Below are 18647 nucleotides of genomic sequence, written 5' to 3'. Positions count from 1 at the left end.
ACGTCTGCTATGAGCGGGAGCGGAATTTGACGCCTGCTATGCCAGCTTAAAAGATGGCTCTCGAAGCTATGGTGATTCATGCAGTAGTATAATAAAGTTAATCAACTGCTTTAGGTTTAGTCACCAAGGAGTTATGTAGCATGCTAAATGTAGGTTCGTCTTATAGTATGTGGAGCTGATCTTTATGAACACAAAGATGCCGCTGTCACTTTATCAGTGTTTGATTTTTGGCCAGCCGACACCAAGCCAAGTTTCTAATATCACGAAGACAATTTCTAATGCAATGGAAGGGTTTGGCCTTCAACCTAGTGAGCATTTTACAATAACGGAGGGGTTCGAAGACAACTTTGTTGAGACAGCCCCTTGTGTAGCCTTGTTTTTTGGGGGAGCGAAACCTTTTTTAGCAGATCACGCAAAATTAATGCGGCTAAATATTCCCATAGTACCTTTAGTGAGTGATGTCGTTAATGTTGCGAATGAGCTCCCAGAATGTTTGACATCGCTAAATGCCTTAGCTCTTGTACCTGAAGATATTGAGCTAGTAAAACCGGCAGGTGTTGCTTTGCAGTGTCTTGGTCTGCTGCCAACACAAAGGCGCGTGTTTGTAAGCTATCGCCGGACTGAATCCAGAGATGTAGCAGTTCAACTGTTTGAAGCGCTATCAGCCCGGCAATTTGAAGTATTTCTTGATACTCATTCTGTCGGTGCGGCAATGGATTTTCAGAGCGTTTTGTGGCATCGGTTATGCGATTGTGATGTCGTCGTTATGCTGGATACTCCAGGCTTTTTTGACAGCCGTTGGGCACGAGCGGAATGGGGTCGTGCGACAGATAAGAACATTTCTATCTTGCAAGTTCTTTGGCCTAGTCATACTGCATCTCGAACCAGTGCATTAGCTACACCGAGAGTTTTGTCAGGAGATGACTTTGTTGATGGAAAATTATCTGATGAAGTCATTGATTCTCTTTCACTTCAAGTTGAAAGCTTACGAAGTAAAAGCGTTGCGCTGCGTCACGCAAATATTGCGGGTCACATACGTAGTTCTATTGAAAGCATGGGGGGCTCTGTAGAGGCAATAGGTATTCGGCGTTCGCTTGTTCTCAAGTTACCTTCAGGCAACCCTCTTGTAGCCCATCCTAGTGTCGGTGTACCTACCGCAGTTACGCTGCATGATGCCATGCGAGATAATGATAGCCGCCCGGCTATTTTAGTTTATGATCATGTTGGACTTTCTGAGGAATGGATGGTTCATCTGGGTTGGTTGGGTAGAAATTTCAAAGGTGTTCAGTGGATCAAGAGTCGTCAGGTAGGATGGGAATTATCCGAACTGGAGGAGCTATAAATGGGTGCTATTTTTCTTTCAGCAAGCATACCTGTGGCTGGCAGGAAACCATTTGATGAAGACTGCGAGCCACAAATGATCCAGTCAGCTGTCATAGCCTTAACAACAGTTGCACTCGGAAGACGCACAATTGTTTGGGGAGGACATCCTGCGATCACTCCGATGCTTTGGGCCGCGGCGGAGGATTTAGGGGTGCACTATGCAACAGCAGTAAAGTTGTTTCAGACAAAATTCTTCGAGGACGATTTTCCTGAAGATAATAAACGATTTGCTAACGTGACATTTGTTGAAGCTGTTGAGAATTGTCGTGTAAAAAGTTTACAAGCAATGAGGGAAACAATGCTTACATCTGAATCATTTGATGCAGCCGTTTTCATTGGAGGGATGGATGGGATCGATGATGAATACGAAATGTTTCATCAAATGCATCCTCATGTTAGATGCATTCCAATCGCTGTAACTGGAGGCGCGACAAGAGAATTGGCAAAAAGACTCCAATACTCTATACCAGCAGATTTAGGCCCATTAGACTTTATTGGGTTACTGTATCGAGAGCTTAATATTTCTCCAGTAGATGCACGTAACATCTGATTTTTAAGGGATAAAAATTATGGCGAAAAGAGTTTTTTTTAGTTTTCATTACCAGGATGTGAGCGATTTTCGAGCTAATGCGGTACGCAATCACTGGTTAACTAAACCTGATCGCGAAAGTGCGGGGTATTTTGACGCATCAGTTTGGGAGGAGTCGAAAAAGAAAGGGGACATGGCTCTTAAGAGATTGATTAATGGGGCGCTTGTTAATACTTCGAATACTTGCATACTAGTTGGCAGTAATACATATGAACGCCCTTGGGTTCGTTATGAGATTTTGAAGAGTTTTGTTCGTGGCAATCATATTCTTGCTGTGCACATAAATGGGATTAAGGATAAGCATCAGAAGACAAAATCACTTGGCCAAAATCCCCTTTCTTATGTTGGGGTTACATATTCTACAGATGGGAAAACGGGAACACTTTGGGAAAAAGTGGGAGGGAAGTGGGTTAAATACGAGCGAATTGATGGCTCTGCAAACTTCAGTGTTTCAGTTGACTCAGAATATAGAGGGAATGGTTACAACCTGTCTAATTTCTTTACTATATACGATTGGGTGAGTGATGACGGATACAATAACTTTTCTTTATGGCTAAAATAAATGGAAAAAAACTAAGATGTGTTTTTTGAATTATTAGTTTGAGGAAAAACTATTTCATCTTCCCTACCTATCAAGTGAGTGGGATATTTGCACATGGGGTTACTAGAAAGCAAAAAAAACCAGTAAGTCCCGACACTTAGGTGGAGATAAATTGCACTGAATATGGCTCTAAAATGCTTCATGCCGAAGGGCATATTCAGCATTTATCCGATTTTTAATTATACCTATCCGTCCGGTTAAAAATGAGGGATTACCGTCCATAGGACGTGGTATTCAGTTAGAAATAAAATTATTACTACTTTCCCGTTAGCCATTCTATAATGTTCTCTTTTCCCTTGCCAGAGAAAATTAACAACTCCTCATCTATAAATTTAGCTGTCGGAAATTTACGTAGGGAATCTGGTGTCTTTTCGTAGTCATCATTTACATTTAAAATGGCAATTTTCTTTTTAAGAGCGGTGAAGTAGTCTACTTCCCATGATACCCATTTTGATGAATCGGACTCTTTTGTTCTGATTAGAATAAGGCATTTGGACTGCTTCATTCTAAGCTCTAAAACTTTTTCAGTGTAAAAACTAGACTTTGTCCTGTTTAAATCTTGTCTATCATTTTTCCAATCAACAAAAGCGACAAGTCCTGATGCGTTCAGTTGATCAACTAAATCTTCAACTAAATCAGCGTTTGACATTGCATGGGAGATAAAAACGTCAAAATCCTTAGCATGTTCAATATACTCATTGCTATAAAACTCTTTCATGATATCTTCTGGAGTTCTACCTATGTCTTCTTTATAATCACAATTAAAAATCCTCACTAAAGAATCATATTTTCCTCTTTTACCTTTACCCTTGGGAGAAAGATAGACAACCTCATCAAACCGTTGAAGAGTTCGAAAACAATAGTTTCGTATAAACCAGTCTTTTTCTCCGTTCAGAACTTGCCTAAAGAATAAAGTAGTACTTTCATTCTTAAATTTACTGCATTCGATAACTATCAAAAGCCTGCGAATTTTGAGATTTTCCTGCCAGTATCTCTTTATTAAACCATCGATATACCTAGGGGTTACGGTTTGCGTTGATATATTATTACTGCGATATTTAAGTTGTCTTTTCTCTCTATCTAGTTTCTCTCCCGCCAGAGCGGATATTTTATCAGTTTCGGCCTTATAACTATTCCATTCATTATTTTTAAAATTCCCAAGCTTCGTCCTAGCTAGATCATACAATAAATCTGATGGATGGGGGAAATAAAGAGGCTTTCCTTTAGTTCGATTCTTGTTCTTTTCTTGGTAAAACAAGAAGTGTTTCTCGATGCTTACCAAATCATCGGGATAAACTTCTGAGAAGAGCTTGATAAAATCTTTTTTTGACGAATTTGGATGAGTAAATGACACGACTGTTAGTACTTTCTTTTTGAACTTCTTCCGGTATAACTCTACGTACTTGCTTGTCTTACGTTGAGTTCTTCCCATTCATTTACCTCCGTTTTTTATGTTAGGTGTGAAACCTAATGATATCCAAATTCTCATTGGTAGCTGAATCTCCGGCACTCAGTCTATCTTACCCAGAAGTATAGGGACTCCGGAGGTTACGATACGTCGCACGACGCTATATCTGATTCACTGCTGAAGAATATCAGTGATAGTGGTCATATGCTATCGCTAGAATAACTTCAGAATCTGGTAACAGCTATTGCTGACGTTTCTGTGGAAAAAGATTCGTTTGACATTTTACCACTTAAAATTATTGACCTCGCCTCGTTATTATCACAGCCTGATAAACTTCCGCTCTTGGCACTCAGCCGACAGTTAAACCTCTTTGCACACAGTTTCACATAGGATAAACGCCTTCGACGTTACCTCTAACTACGCTTCATTTTCAGAGAGTAAAATAGTCATGTTCACCCATGCTGCGGAACGCTCATACCAGATTTATGGAAACCGCAACTATTGGTGGTCATTCTGGTGGTCTTGACCGGGAGAACTTTCAGGATTAGCTTACTTATTAGCCACTTACTGGCAAAGGCGATCCCAGTCAGGGAGCCATATTTATGTTTTCATGCATCTTCACGACTCTTTATACGATTTAGATTCAACAAGTTAGTGTGAAAAGGCTTCCCGATGCATTTTCTTTTCCCCCTCCGCATCGGGCAAGATTGGTAGTCTGATTTGGGGTCATTTCAGTTCGATTATGGAGTGACCACCCTATGTCTCTGAACGACACTAAAATCCGCAGCTTAAAACCACCCGCTAAACCTTTCAAAGTTTCCGATTCTCATGGCCTGTAGCTTTTAGTCAATCCGGGCGGTTCACGTCTCTGATATCTCAAATATCGTATCAAGAGAAAAGAAATAAGGAGTAACGTCACAGAAGAGGCAGAGAGTCACTCAATTGTCTTTGGACTCTCCGAGTTGTGGGGTTAAAAACAGTCACTCTGAAACCATTAAATAGGGCGCAATGCTCGCTAATTTCTCCCGCGTTTCCGTCAGTTCACGTTCCGGCGTAGATTGCGCGATGATTCCCGCCCCCGCCTGTATCCAGCAGCGTTGGCTGTCCTGAAATACGGACCGCAGGACTAAGGCCGCATCGAAGCGCGTATCGTCCAGCAGCAGGATTGCGCCGGAATAGAGCTCTCGCGGCGTCTTCTCAATTTGCATAATCGCGTTCAGGGCAGCATTTTTAGGGATACCTGAGGCAGTAATCGACGGAAACAGCACGGTAAACGCATCCCAGGCATCCTTGTTTTCCGCAAGCTGACCGCTCACGCCAGACCCCAAATGCTGAACGCTGCCGCGTTGGCGAACCGACATTAAATCTTCAACCACCACGCTGCCCGGCTGACAAACGGCCTCCAGTTCAGCAATAGCTTCTTTGACAGAAAGTATGTGCTCAAGCACCTCTTTACTGTCGTGCAACAGTTCTGCCTCTTTCGCCTTATTATGCTCAGGGTTTCCCATGCGATCGCGGGTGCCCGCAAGCGGTTCAGTGACCACTTTATTGCCCGTCACTGACATCACCAGTTCCGGGCTAAAGCCCAGCGCTTCGCGCCCTTCCTGACGGAACATAAACGAACGCGTAGGCGTGTTTGCCTGCCGCCCGTATAACAGCGTGGCGGGCATATCAACCCGCGATGGCAGGGAAATGGCGCGCGAGACAATCACTTTGACATACTCGCCACGGCGGATCTCCGCAACGGCGCGCGCAACCTGTTGTTTATACGCCTCACCATTGAGGGCGGTATCCACCGCCAGTGGTGCGTTCTGCGTCGTTGTACCAGCCTCTTTCACCCACTCGCACAGACGTCGACACCCTTCGGCGGAGTCCGCATAAACGGTGACATTTCCCTTTTCAAAAATAAGTTCTTCACGGGGAACGGTTAACGTCAGCAACGGCCACTCTCCGGCGTTAAAGGCAATCCCCCGTGTATGCGCCGCAAAGTTGAACCCAACCTGTCCATATACCCGACGTCCTTTCACCTGAGGATGCGCCATAAAACGACGCGCGCAGTCGGCAATGGAATCCATCGCCCATTTTTGCTCCCCGGCATCATCAATAAATGTCGCCTGCGTTCCGTCGGCATTAATGTGCAGCCGTGCGTGGCACCCCTTGCCTAAATACCAACAGGGTTGACGCTCATAGACATAACACTCTTCTTCTGCGAACTGGCGTAAAACGCCAGAAATCGTCGGCAGCCATTGTTCCTCTGGTAACGCCAGGTGTAGAAATTCACTGATTTTCATCCCTTACCTCTCTGTGTTATTCCCGGATCAATCAATTGCGCTTGTCATCAGTTCTCTTGCCGCATGCAGCCGGATATAAGCAACCCACGCCGCCAGCAACGTAAATGCACCGGCAAACAGGAAGCAGGCCGCATAGCCAAAATGTTGAGCAACAACGCCGCCGATAACGCCAGCCAGAATGGCAATTGCCGCGTCAGTACATTGAAAGAGGGTGAAGTCGACACCGGCCTGCAAAGGCGATGAAAGCGACATCAGCGTGGCATAAAGACAGACCAGCGCACAGGCCAGCGAAATGGACTGGACAATGACCAGACACTGGAGAATCGGCAGCAGATGACCCGGCGTCATCATGAGCGTCACCACCACCGCCAGCAGCGCGATCCCCTGGACACCATAAGCCGTCAACAGCGCTCTGCCGGGTGAGGTGTATTTCATCAGCAATCCGCCGGCCAGCGTTCCTGCTATGCCCGCCGCAATATTGCCGCCGCTGAACAGCGCGCCCAACGCTGACATACTTAACCCATGATCCAACAATAGCGGCGCCAGAAGAGGCAGTACAAACCGCATGCCTGAATTCAGCATCAATACCAGCAGCAAGCCCAGGCGCGCCTGTTTCCTCCTTAGCGCATAACCTAACGCCGGAACATGCGGGATAGCCGCTGTTCGCGTCGGCTCCGTAATACGCCACAGCGGGAATGACAGCGCCATAATCAGCACCGCCATCATCAGCATGGCAACAGGCCAGGCAGATGCTGCCGACAGCATCAGGAACACCCCGCCGCCGCACATCATTCCCAGATAGCTGCCGCCGACCTGCACGCTGTTTCCCCAGCCGTAACCCGCGCGGGTCAGTTGATCAACGCAAAAGCCGTCGCTGGCGATATCAATGGTGGAGGCGACAGTACCTGCCACCATAAACAGAATAAATAACGCGGCGATTTGCGCATCAGGAAATCCCCCTTCTCGCCCGAACCAGCCAATCGCTGCGGCAATCATCAGGATCGCCGCTAACGCGACCTGACCACGCAGGATTAACATGCGGGAACGGCGTTCGGGGCTATCGGGCGGAAGCCGCCAGCGTTCGATCCACGGCGCCCAAATAAACTTCAGCGCCCAAGGCAACATGAACAGGGTTGTCGCACCGGCAAGCGCCAGCGAACCGCCAGCAGCGCGCACCAGCGCGGGTAAGGACTGCATAGACAGCGCCGATACCAGGCTCTGCGTCACATAGACGCCGGCAATAGCAAAAATCACCCGCCTGGTCGTCAACGTCAGCGGTTTCACATTCGACTGAACGTCACTCATGCACCCACTCTCCAGACGCGGAAACCCCGTCGTCGCGCCACACGCGCGCGGCCATTTGCGCCTGCCAAAGCGCCTGATAACGTCCATGACGGGAGAGCAATTGCGCATGAGTACCCTGATCAACCACCTGTCCCTCTTCCATCACCAGAATATTTCCGGCCCCGGCGATAGTGGATAAACGGTGAGCGATGATAATCACCGTCCGGTTGTGGACCAGGTTATCGATCGCTTTTTGCACCGCCAGCTCGCTTTCAATATCCAGCGCGGCGGTTGGTTCATCGAGAATGACGATCGGCGCGTTTTTCAATAACGCTCTGGCAATGGAAATCCGCTGGCGCTCGCCGCCCGATAGCTGGCTACCCATCTCCCCCATTGGCGTCAGCCAGCCTTGCGAAAGACGGGAAATAAACTCAAGGCACTGCGCCGCGCGGGCGGCCTCTTCCACCTCCTGCCGCGTCGCCCGTGGGCGCGCGATACGGATATTCGCCAGCAGCGTGTCATCAAACAGCCAGACCTCCTGGAAAACAACAGAAATCAGGCTATTGAGCTGTTCTGGCGTCAGGCGGCGAATATCGACGCCGCCAATAGAAATCTGCCCTTGCTGCGGATCGGCATAGCGCATTAACAGTTTGGTGACCGTGGTTTTGCCTGCGCCGGAGGCGCCCACCAGCGCGCTCATACTGGCTGCCGGGAAGGTCAAAGAAACATTATTAAGCGCGTGGCCGTCACCTTCTTCGTAGCGATAGCTGACGTTGTCAAAGCGGATATCGTAACGTTTCGGCATCTCGCTTTGCTCTGCGACGGGAAGCGGTGCTATCGCCATAAACTGCTCAATCCGTTGCAGGGCGCTGGCGATCAGTTCCACAACCGAGGTGTAGCTGATAAACATCGCCATCGGTTCTGCGAAGCGCATAATCATCGCGACGGCGGCAATCAGAAAGGCGAGGTTCAGGGTGCCCGTCACTACCCAGATGATCCCGGATAACACCACCACCTGTAGGCCCAACTCCACGACGCTGGCGATCAGCATCGTCGCGCCAGCGCCCTGACGATGAGTGCGGGTCTGTAAGTTTTCCAGCGCATTAAAATGCGCCAGCAGCGCCCGGCTTTTATCGGCATCGCTGCCGCAGGTGCGCAATACCATCATCCCCTGAGCAAATTCAACGATATCACCACTCAGCTGCTGGTGCGCTTCCCCAAGCGTCTGCATTTGTCGCCGCATGGCCGGGCGGCGCCAGTAATAAAACGGCACCAGTAGAGGGAAGATCAGCAACATCACCAGCCCCAGCCGCCAGTCTATCCACAATGTCGCCAGCGACGCCGTTAGCGGCGTGACAATGGTTAGCAGCAAAATATTGGCTATCGCAATAACATAATTGAGGTTTTCATCCACGCTGCCCAGCAACAAGGCGTTCATTTCACCCGCCCTGCCGCGCTGGAGCCTCTCCAGCGGCACGCGGCGTAACTGCTCGCCAAGTCGCAGGCGCAACTCATGGGTGGCCTGCGCCAGATGACCACGGTATTCAAAGCCCAGGCCATACCAGCGCAGCGCCAGCGTCACAATCGTGGCAACGCTGAAGGCCACAGCCCAGTTGAGCAGTTGCGGCGCGTCTCCCCGTAACAGCATATCAATGATCGGATAAAGACAGGCAAAGGCGATCCCCTGCATAAATGCCGCCAGCAACAGCGCCAGCATACTGCACCGCAGCATCCTGGCCTCACTGCCAACGCTGGAGATAAGCTGGCGCCAGATGACGCGCCAGGCCTGGTTATCCGCAGGATTATTGTCTTTCATTTTCCACCACCTCTTCTTGTGCTCCACCCGGCACCCAATGCTGCGCCTGCTGATAATGTTGCCAGAGCCGTTGATACAGGCCGCCCTGCGCCAGCAGTTGCGTATGGTTCCCCATTTCCCTGAGCTGGCCGTCGGAAAACAGCAATATCACATCGGCCTGAGTCACCATTGAGAGACGATGCGCGACCATGATGACCGTCCGACCGCGCATGGCTGCCGCGAGCGCCTTGATAAGCGCAGCTTCGTTTTCCGGGTCAGCAAACGCCGTCGCCTCATCAAGGACCAAAATGGGGCGATCCTGCAAAAGGGCCCGGGCGATAGTAATGCGCTGCCGCTGGCCGCCGGAGAGAAATACTCCGCGTTCCCCGACTGGCGTGTTGTAACCTTCTGGCAGCGCGCTAATAAACTCATGGGCCTGCGCCACTCTGGCCGCCGCTATTACCGCCTCCAGCGGCGTATCCGGCGCGCCCAGACGAATGTTATTGGCTATCGTGTCGGCAAAAAGGAAGTTGTCCTGAAACACAAACGAGAGTTGCTTCATCAGGGTGTCCGTCTGCATATCGCGCAGATCCACGCCGCCAATACGGATATGGCCTTTGTCTGGATCGGCGTAGCGCAGCAGCAAGCGCGCCACGGTGCTTTTTCCGGCGCCGCTTGGCCCGACCAACGCCACAATTTGCCCGGCAGGCACATGAAAGCTCACCTCCTGCAACGCGGCGCCAGTACGCGCTTGCTGATAATGAAAGCTCACCTGCTCAAAGGTAATGCTCGCCTCTTTCGGCTGCTGATCAGACAGCGGTAGCGATAACGCCGGCATCGCGAGAACCTGATAAATACGCTGAATGCTTAAACGCGTTTGCGCGATCAGGTTATTGAGCATCATCATTGGCATCACGGCTTCGGCCATTCCGCTGCCCAGCAGTAAAACAGCCACCCACGCGATAAAATCGAGACTGCCATAGTGCAGCAGGCCGTACCCCGACCAGATCAGGACAAATAGGGTCGGGAGAGGATTCAGAATCGAGAAGGAAAAACGCGCTGAGAAACCGGCTTTGCGATACCAGGTTTTGAGCACATCGCCCCATTCTTCAAGGGCGCGTTGGTAGCGTAAAAAACTGGTGCTGCCGCTATCAAACGTTCTCACCACGGGCATGGCCTGTACGAACTCTATAACCGCCGCGCTAACCTGCTCGCGCGCCTTATGATAACGCTGAGCCATATCTTGCGAACGCTGGCGGGCGAGCACGAGAACAACCGAGCCAAACGCCAGTACCCCCAGCGTCGCAATTGCCAGCCGCCAGTCCAGCCAGAACAAGATAATGATTGTCGCCAGCGGCATGATGATCGCGCGGGCATAGAGCGGCGTACTGTCAGCCACAAAGATATGTAACGACTTCACGTCATCCAGCATCACTTTCGCCACCGATCCGCTACCCATTTGCTGTAACACGCCAGGCGGAAGTTGCAATGCTTTACGGGCTAACCTGCTGCGCAGAATGTTCTCCAGATGAAAAGCCGCATAATGAGAGATGTTGAACGCCTGCAAGCGCAGAACAAAAGTCAAGACCACGCAGCCGATCACGCCGCCCAGCGGCCAGGCCGGAATAGCGTCAGGCGTCGTGCGAATATCGCGCAGGCTCCACGCCAGAAAAAGAAGCGCCCCCAAGCTGGTTAATGCCGCCAGCCCCGCCAGCGCCATAGCTAAAATAACCTTCCGGCGCACCGGTATAATCACCTGCCAGAGAGGAAATCGGGACAGCGATTCAGTATTGGATGATTGAGATGACATGGGAGTGGCTGAATTTCCTGATGAATTTTTACGGGCGCCAAAAACGACAATTCAGGGTGGCGCTCGGAGAATTATTGTGAATAATAACCATTATCAATAACTCATCTACCCCATTCGGTTCTATTTATACCCGCATTGGTCTAAGCCACAGGGAGATAACCAGGTCATGACGGAGTCAGCGCAAACGCAATCTGAAATCTCTATTCACCAGTTGGTGGTCGGGAAACCTACAAACAATGGCAATATTCCTGCTCAGTGTGAACTGCTGCGCTGTTCGTTGCAGGAAGGTATGGATATTTTGCTCTGGAGGGGCCATTTTGCGCAGCCTGAGACGTTGCAGCTATACGACGATCTGGGCAGGATTAACTTCTCGTGCATCCTGGAAGGCACATCACGCTTTGCGATTCAGGGACTCAGGCGTCACACCGACTGGGAGCTTGCGCGTAATCGCCATTACATTACCCATACGCCAGACTGCCGCGGCAGCGCCTCCTATTGTGGCCGATTCGAGAGCATTACCCTCTCCTTCAGCCCTGAAACCCTCGCGCTGTGGGTACCGGATATTAGCGCGGCCATTAAGAATAAGATCGACTCCCACTGCTGTTGCCAGCAGCAGCGTTGTAATGCTGAAACCCACTTAACGGCTCAGGCCTTGCGTCACGCGCTAATGCGCATGCACGGCGGCTTCAGTCATGAACAAAAGCCGTCGACGCTATGGTTGCAGGGGCAAAGTCTGGTCATGCTCAGTCTGGTGCTGGATGAGCATCGCGAAGACGTCAGTTGCCTTTCCTGCCACATCAACCCGATGGACCGCCAGAAACTGCTGCGGGCGAAGGATCTGCTGCTGGCCGATCTGACGCAAGCGCCGGGCGCCTTGGAGCTGGCCAGAGAGTCCGGCCTGAGCGTTCTCAAAATTAAGCGAGGCTTCCGAGTTCTGTTCAACAACAGCGTCTATGGTCTGTTTCAGGCTGAACGAATGCAGGAAGCCAGAAGACGCCTGGCCAACGGCAATACCTCTGTCATGACGGTGGCGGCCGATCTGGGCTATGCCAACGCCAGCCATTTCTCTGCCGCCTTCCAGAAACAGTTTGGCGTAACCCCTTCGACCTTTAAACGCGTGATGTAACCGGGGTCGCGTCCCCATAAATTCCTCCCTGACAGAGGCCCGGATACCCCATCCGGGCCTCTGTTCTTTCCACCTGTTACCAACCCGAAACGGGCATAAATAAACCCGTTTCGGGTAGCATTCAATTGTTAATAATTATTATTCTCATATAAGAAATGAATTTCGGTAAGACGTGCCATCAGGAGGAAGAATGATTTCTAGCGCATCATCTCAGGATCCGCTGTTACCGGACAACTGCCACGCGGCTAATTACCAACAGTTACGCGAGCGGCTCATACAGGAACTGAATTTAACGCCGCAGCAGTTACATGAAGAGAGCAATCTGATCCAGGCAGGCCTGGATTCAATGAGATTGATGAGATGGTTACACTGGTTTCGTAAAAATGGCTACCACCTTACCCTTCGTGAGCTGTATGCCGCCCCCACGCTGGCGGCATGGAATCAGTTAATGCTCAGCCGGTCGCCGGAGAACGCGGAAGAAGAAGCGCTGCCCGACGAATCATCCTGGCCAAACATGACCGAAAGCACCCCCTTCCCATTGACGCCGGTACAGCACGCCTACCTGACAGGCCGCATGCCGGGGCAGACGCTTGGCGGCGTGGGTTGCCACCTGTATCAGGAGTTTGAAGGCCATTGTCTGACGGCGTCGCAGCTGGAGCAGGCCATCACGACCTTGCAGCAACGCCACCCAATGCTGCAAATCGCCTTTCGCCCCGACGGGCAGCAGATCTGGCTACCGCAACCTTACTGGAACGGCGTCACCGTTCATGATTTACGCCATAATGACGCTGAAAGCCACCAGGCTTATCTGGACACGCTGCGCCAGCGCCTGAGCCACCGTCTTTTACGCGTGGAGATCGGCGAAACGTTTGATTTTCAGTTGACGCTCTTGCCGGACAATCGCCACCGCCTCCATGTCAATATTGACCTGCTGATTATGGATGCCTCCAGCTTTACGCTTTTCTTCGATGAGCTTAACGCCCTGCTGGCCGGAGAATCGCTGTCAGCTATCGACACCCGCTATGATTTCCGTTCGTATTTGCTGCACCAGCAGAAGATCAATCAACCACTGAGAGACGACGCGCGCGCTTACTGGCTGGCGAAAGCATCGACGCTTCCCCCCGCGCCCGTCTTGCCACTGGCCTGCGAACCCGCCACGCTGAGTGAAGTTCGTAATACCCGACGCCGCATGATTGTCCCGGCAACACGCTGGCACGCCTTTAGCAACCGGGCCGGTGAGTATGGCGTGACGCCGACCATGGCGCTGGCGACCTGTTTTTCTGCCGTGCTGGCTCGCTGGGGCGGCCTGACGCGTCTGCTGCTTAACATCACCTTATTCGACCGCCAGCCGCTGCACCCGGCAATTGACGCGATGCTTGCCGATTTCACCAATATTCTTCTGCTGGATACCGCCTGCGACGGCGATACCGTCGGCAACCTAGCGCGTAAAAACCAGCTGACGTTTACAGAGGACTGGGAGCATCGCCACTGGTCCGGCGTCGAACTACTCCGTGAACTCAAACGCCAGCAGCGCTACCCCCACGGTGCCCCGGTGGTATTTACCAGTAATCTGGGCCGCTCCCTCTACAGCAGCCGCGCAAAATCACCGTTGGGCGAGCCGGAATGGGGCATCTCGCAAACGCCGCAGGTCTGGATAGATCATCTGGCGTTCGAGCATCACGGCGAGGTCTGGCTGCAATGGGACAGCAACGACGCGCTGTTCCCTCCCGCGCTAGTCGAAACGCTGTTCGACGCTTACTGCCAGTTGATTAACCAACTCTGCGATGACGAAAGCGCCTGGCAAAAGCCGTTCGCAGATATGATGCCCGCCAGCCAACGCGCGATACGCGAACGGGTCAACGCCACCGGCGCCCCCATTCCCGAAGGCTTGCTGCATGAAGGCATTTTCCGTATCGCCCTGCAACAGCCGCAGGCGCTGGCGGTAACGGACAGACATTATCAGTGGAATTATCATGAGCTGACAGACTATGCCCACCGTTGCGCGGGCAGGTTAATCGAGTGCGGAGTTCAGCCCGGCGATAATGTGGCGATCACGATGTCGAAAGGCGCAGGACAACTTGTTGCGGTTCTGGCCGTCCTGCTGGCCGGGGCGGTTTACGTTCCGGTTTCGCTGGACCAGCCTGCCGCACGGCGCGAGAAAATCTACGCTGATGCCAGCGTCCGGCTGGTGCTCATTTGCCAGCACGACGCCAACGCCTGGTCAGACGATATTCCCGTCCTTGCCTGGCAGCAGGCCATTGAGGCGGAGCCGATCGTCAACCCGGTGGTACGCGACCCCACGCAACCGGCCTATATTATCTACACCTCCGGTTCTACCGGCACACCGAAAGGGGTAGTCATTTCGCACCGGGGAGCGCTCAACACCTGTTGCGATATCAATACCCGTTATCAGGTTGGCCCCGATGACAGGGTGCTGGCTCTCTCCGCCCTGCATTTTGATTTATCGGTTTACGACATTTTTGGCGTACTGCGTGCGGGCGGCGCACTGATTATAGTGATGGAAAATCAACGGCGCGATCCTCACGCATGGTGTGAGCTGATCCAACGCCATCAGGTCACACTCTGGAACAGCGTCCCGGCACTGTTCGATATGCTGCTGACCTGGTGTGAAGGGTTCGCCGACGCCATGCCGGAAAACCTGCGCGCAGTGATGCTTTCCGGCGACTGGATCGGGCTTGACCTCCCCGCCCGTTATCAGGCCTTCCGCCCACAAGGACAATTTATCGCGATGGGTGGTGCCACCGAGGCGTCTATCTGGTCTAACGCCTGCGAAATTCACGACGTCCCTGTCCACTGGCGTTCCATCCCTTACGGTTTTCCGCTAACCAACCAACGCTACCGGGTGGTGGATGAACGGGGCCGGGACTGCCCTGACTGGGTGCCGGGCGAATTATGGATTGGCGGTATCGGGGTCGCAGAAGGCTATTTCAACGATCCCCTGCGCAGCGAGCAGCAATTTTTGACGCTCCCCCCGGACGAGCGCTGGTATCGCACCGGCGATCTCGGCTGCTACTGGCCAGACGGCACAATAGAGTTTCTCGGTCGTCGCGACAAGCAGGTCAAAGTCGGAGGATATCGCATCGAGCTGGGCGAAATCGAAAGCGCGCTCAGCCAACTGACGGGAGTGAAACAAGCAACCGTTCTGGCGATCGGCGAAAAAGAAAAAACGCTGGCGGCATACGTTGTTCCTCAGGGCGAGTTTTTTTGCATTACCGATCATCGGGACCCGGCACTGCCGCAGGCGTGGCACACGCTTGCTGGAACGTTGCCCTGTGGCGTCATCTCGCCAGAGATCTCCGCAGAACAGGTAGCCGATTTCCTTCAGCATCGCCTGTTAAAACTAAAGCCGGGTCACACCACTGGCACCGATCCTCTCCCCCTGATGAACTCACTCGCTATCCAGCCGCGCTGGCAGGCCGTGGTGGAACGCTGGTTAGCATTCCTGGTGACGCAACGGCGACTGAAGCCCGTGGTTGAAGGTTATCAGGTCTGTGCTGGTGAAGAGCGCGAAGATGAACATCCGCATTTCAGCGGACATGATTTAACGTTATCGCAAATTCTTCGCGGCACCCGTGACGAACTGTCGTTACTCAACGACGCGCAGTGGTCGCCGGAAAGCCTGGCCTTCAACCATCCGGCCAGCGCCCTGTATGTTCAGGAACTGGCGACAATTTGCCAACAGCTTGCACAACGCTTACAGCGCCCGGTACGCCTGCTTGAGGTGGGAACTCGCACTGGCCGCGCCGCAGAATCGCTGTTAACACAGCTCAACGCCGGACAGATTGAGTATGTCGGGCTTGAGCAGAGCCAGGAGATGCTGCTGAGCGCCCGGCAGAGGCTCGCCTCCTGGCCTGGTGCTCGTCTGTCCCCCTGGAATGCAGACACGCTGGCGGCGCACGCTCACTCGGCGGACATTATCTGGCTTAATAACGCCCTGCATCGTCTGCTGCCGGAAGATCCCGGGCTCCTTGCGACATTACAACAGCTTGCCGTTCCCGGCGCGCTGCTCTACCTGATGGAGTTTCGCCAGTTAACGCCGTCCGCCTTGCTCAGTACGCTTCTGTTAACCGATGGGCAGCCGGAGGCCTTACTGCATAACAGCGCCGACTGGGCTGCGTTATTAAGCGCAGCCGCCTTCAACTGTCAGCATGGCGATGACGTCGCGGGGTTACAACGCTTCCTCGTACAATGTCCCGATAGCCAAGTGCGCCGCGATCCTCGTCAACTTCAGGCCGCCCTCGCCGGGCGCCTGCCTGGGTGGATGGTGCCGCAACGAATCGTTTTCCTCGACGCCTTACCGCTGACGGCGAACGGGAAAATTGACTATCAGGCGCTGAAGCGTCGTCATACCCCTGAAGCGGAAAACCAGGCCGAAGCGGATTTACCCCAGGGCGACATTGAAAAACAGGTTGCCGCCCTCTGGCAGCAACTCTTATCGACTGGCAATGTCACCAGAGAAACCGACTTTTTCCAGCAAGGCGGCGATAGCCTGCTGGCGACCCGTCTGACCGGGCAACTCCATCAGGCAGGTTATGAAGCGCAATTAAGCGACCTGTTTAATCATCCCCGGCTGGCGGATTTTGCCACCACGCTGCGGAAAATCGACGTCCCGGTCGAACAACCCTTCGTCCACTCCCCTGAAGAACGCTACCAGCCCTTTGCGCTTACCGATGTGCAGCAGGCTTACCTGGTGGGGCGTCAGCCGGGCTTTGCCCTGGGCGGCGTCGGCTCACATTTCTTTGTTGAATTTGAAATTGCCGATCTGGACCTCACCCGGCTGGAGACGGTCTGGAACCGATTAATCGCCCGTCACGATATGCTGCGCGCCGTCGTGCGTGATGGACGGCAACAGGTGCTCGAACAGACGCCCCCCTGGCTGATACCCGCACACACCCTCCATACGCCAGAAGAGGCGTTGCGGGTACGCGAAAAACTGGCGCATCAGGTACTCAATCCCGAAGTGTGGCCGGTATTCGATCTCCAGGTTGGATACGTGGACGGGATGCCCGCCCGCCTGTGGCTGTGTCTGGATAACCTGTTGCTTGACGGTCTGAGCATGCAGATCCTGCTGGCGGAGCTGGAGCACGGCTACCGCTACCCGCAACAGCTGCCTCCGCCGCTGCCCGTCACCTTCAGGGATTATCTGCAACAACCCTCGCTACAGTCGCCCAATCCAGATTCTCTGACATGGTGGCAGGCGCAGCTTGATGATATTCCTCCGGCGCCTGCGTTGCCGTTGCGCTGCTTGCCTCTGGAGGTTGAAACACCGCGCTTCGCCCGCCTGAACGGCGCGCTGGACAGCACGCGCTGGCATCGTCTGAAAAAACGGGCGGCTGACGCCCATCTCACCCCGTCGGCCGTGCTGTTGTCGGTGTGGTCAACGGTTCTCTCTGCATGGAGTGCGCAGCCTGAGTTCACGCTTAACCTTACGCTTTTCGACAGGCGACCGCTGCACCCGCAAATCAACCAGATTCTGGGCGATTTTACCTCGCTGATGTTGCTGAGCTGGCATCCCGGCAAAAGCTGGCTGCACTGCGCGCAGTCACTACAGCAGCGGCTGAGCCACAACCTCAACCACCGCGATGTGTCGGCCATCCGCGTGATGCGTCAACTGGCGCAACGGCAAAACGTGCCCGCCATTCCGATGCCCGTCGTCTTTACCAGCGCGCTGGGCTTTGAGCAGGATAACTTCCTCGCCCGGCGTAATTTTCTCAAACCGGTCTGGGGCATCTCCCAGACGCCGCAGGTCTGGCTCGATCACCAGGTTTATGAATCCGAAGGCGAACTGCGCTTTAACTGGGATTTTGTCGCCGCGCTGTTTCCTGCCGGGCAGGTGGAGCGCCAGTTTGAACAGTATTGCGCATTGCTAAACCGAATGGCCGAGGATGAAAGCAGCTGGCAACTGCCGCTCACCGCGCTGGCGCCTCCCGTTAAACAGGCAGGGCAATGCGCAGAGCGCTCACAGCGCGTATGCCCTGAGCACTCTCAACCACACATTGTGGCGGACGAGAGCACCGTCAGTCTGATTTGCGACGCCTTCCGCGAGGTGGTTGGCGAGTCTGTCACGCCCGCAGAAAACTTCTTTGAGGCGGGCGCAACGTCGCTGAATCTGGTGCAACTGCACGTTTTATTACAACGTCACGAATTTTCCACCCTGACGTTGCTTGACCTCTTCAGCCACCCTTCTCCTGCCACCCTGGCCGATTATCTGGCCGGCGTCGCTTCGGCGGAGAAAACAAAACGTCCTCGCCCGGTTCGCCGTCGTCAGCGGCGGATATAGCGCGAAGCAAACTGATTTTTCCCCTGAACGCCATCGCGAATGCATGGCGTTCCATTGAC

Annotated in this window: 10 protein-coding genes and 1 pseudogene; 6 read left to right on the top strand and 5 right to left on the bottom strand. The window is 53.1% G+C overall.

The genetic code is table 11. The annotated features are described in order from the left end of the window. Positions 1-184 precede the first annotated feature (184 nt). From thcB4 to ACCC84_RS07595, 3 genes are read left to right on the top strand one after another with little or no spacing between them, the layout of a single operon-like run. Complete coding sequence (gene thcB4, locus ACCC84_RS07605) at positions 185-1342, top strand: Thoeris type III anti-phage system protein ThcB4 (RefSeq protein ID WP_219654905.1); 1158 nt, start codon at positions 185-187, stop codon at positions 1340-1342. Continuing rightward, complete coding sequence (gene thcA / locus ACCC84_RS07600; protein WP_371901703.1) at positions 1343-1933, top strand: Thoeris type III anti-phage system protein ThcA; 591 nt, start codon at positions 1343-1345, stop codon at positions 1931-1933. Between the two features lie 19 nt (positions 1934-1952). After that, positions 1953-2534, top strand: a complete 582-nt coding sequence (locus ACCC84_RS07595; RefSeq protein ID WP_219654907.1) for a TIR domain-containing protein — start codon at positions 1953-1955, stop codon at positions 2532-2534. A gap of 295 nt (positions 2535-2829) precedes the next feature. Here ACCC84_RS07595 and ACCC84_RS07590 read toward each other — a convergent pair whose 3' ends face one another. After that, entirely contained in the window at positions 2830-4005 is a 1176-nt protein-coding gene (locus ACCC84_RS07590) for a TIR domain-containing protein (RefSeq protein WP_371901702.1), read from the bottom strand. Positions 4006-4739: 734 nt separating this feature from the next. On the opposite strand from ACCC84_RS07590, the pseudogene ACCC84_RS07585 reads away from it, so the two are divergent. Further along, a pseudogene (locus ACCC84_RS07585) lies at positions 4740-4850 on the top strand (Arm DNA-binding domain-containing protein); the annotation flags it as partial. A gap of 111 nt (positions 4851-4961) precedes the next feature. Here the strand turns inward: ACCC84_RS07585 and ybtS are convergent. From ybtS to ybtP, 4 genes are read right to left on the bottom strand one after another with little or no spacing between them, the layout of a single operon-like run. Then, on the bottom strand, positions 4962-6272 hold the full coding sequence (ybtS, locus tag ACCC84_RS07580; protein WP_371901701.1) for a yersiniabactin biosynthesis salicylate synthase Irp9/YbtS: 1311 nt from the start codon (positions 6270-6272) through the stop codon (positions 4962-4964). 27 nt (positions 6273-6299) lie between these two features. Continuing rightward, the gene (ybtX, locus tag ACCC84_RS07575; protein ID WP_273869472.1) at positions 6300-7577 is read right to left on the bottom strand and encodes a yersiniabactin-associated zinc MFS transporter YbtX; all 1278 of its coding nucleotides are present in this window, start codon (positions 7575-7577) and stop codon (positions 6300-6302) included. Then, on the bottom strand, positions 7570-9372 hold the full coding sequence (gene ybtQ, locus ACCC84_RS07570; RefSeq protein WP_371901700.1) for a yersiniabactin ABC transporter ATP-binding/permease protein YbtQ: 1803 nt from the start codon (positions 9370-9372) through the stop codon (positions 7570-7572). Before ybtQ ends, ybtX begins: the two co-directional genes overlap by 8 nt. Beyond that, positions 9359-11071: a yersiniabactin ABC transporter ATP-binding/permease protein YbtP gene (gene ybtP, locus ACCC84_RS07565; protein ID WP_273869705.1), complete on the bottom strand. Its 1713-nt coding sequence runs from the start codon at positions 11069-11071 to the stop codon at positions 9359-9361. The genes ybtQ and ybtP overlap by 14 nt, the downstream gene beginning before the upstream one ends. 256 nt (positions 11072-11327) lie before the next feature. Here ybtP and ybtA point away from each other — a divergent pair, with 256 nt between their 5' ends. Together ybtA and irp2 are read left to right on the top strand one after the other, a co-directional pair. Further along, positions 11328-12287, top strand: a complete 960-nt coding sequence (gene ybtA / locus ACCC84_RS07560; protein ID WP_273869476.1) for a yersiniabactin transcriptional regulator YbtA — start codon at positions 11328-11330, stop codon at positions 12285-12287. A 190-nt stretch (positions 12288-12477) separates the two neighbouring features. Beyond that, positions 12478-18588, top strand: a complete 6111-nt coding sequence (gene irp2, locus ACCC84_RS07555; RefSeq protein WP_371901699.1) for a yersiniabactin non-ribosomal peptide synthetase HMWP2 — start codon at positions 12478-12480, stop codon at positions 18586-18588. Positions 18589-18647 lie beyond the last annotated feature (59 nt).

The organism is Serratia odorifera (genome assembly GCF_041448735.1).
Classification (GTDB): domain Bacteria; phylum Pseudomonadota; class Gammaproteobacteria; order Enterobacterales; family Enterobacteriaceae; genus Serratia_F; species Serratia_F odorifera.
Note: the sequence above shows the minus strand (reverse complement) of the source record. Positions and strands in the feature narration are given on the sequence as shown.

What these genes read in the sequence shown, in the direction of transcription:
- thcB4 (WP_219654905.1), top strand. Translation starts at nt 185, where the DNA reads ATGAACACAAAGATGCCGCTGTCACTTTATCAGTGTTTGATTTTTGGC.
- thcA (WP_371901703.1), top strand. Translation starts at nt 1,343, where the DNA reads ATGGGTGCTATTTTTCTTTCAGCAAGCATACCTGTGGCTGGCAGGAAA.
- ACCC84_RS07595 (WP_219654907.1), top strand. Translation starts at nt 1,953, where the DNA reads ATGGCGAAAAGAGTTTTTTTTAGTTTTCATTACCAGGATGTGAGCGAT.
- ACCC84_RS07590 (WP_371901702.1), bottom strand. Translation starts at nt 4,005, where the DNA reads ATGGGAAGAACTCAACGTAAGACAAGCAAGTACGTAGAGTTATACCGG.
- ybtS (WP_371901701.1), bottom strand. Translation starts at nt 6,272, where the DNA reads ATGAAAATCAGTGAATTTCTACACCTGGCGTTACCAGAGGAACAATGG.
- ybtX (WP_273869472.1), bottom strand. Translation starts at nt 7,577, where the DNA reads ATGAGTGACGTTCAGTCGAATGTGAAACCGCTGACGTTGACGACCAGG.
- ybtQ (WP_371901700.1), bottom strand. Translation starts at nt 9,372, where the DNA reads ATGAAAGACAATAATCCTGCGGATAACCAGGCCTGGCGCGTCATCTGG.
- ybtP (WP_273869705.1), bottom strand. Translation starts at nt 11,071, where the DNA reads ATGGCGCTGGCGGGGCTGGCGGCATTAACCAGCTTGGGGGCGCTTCTT.
- ybtA (WP_273869476.1), top strand. Translation starts at nt 11,328, where the DNA reads ATGACGGAGTCAGCGCAAACGCAATCTGAAATCTCTATTCACCAGTTG.
- irp2 (WP_371901699.1), top strand. Translation starts at nt 12,478, where the DNA reads ATGATTTCTAGCGCATCATCTCAGGATCCGCTGTTACCGGACAACTGC.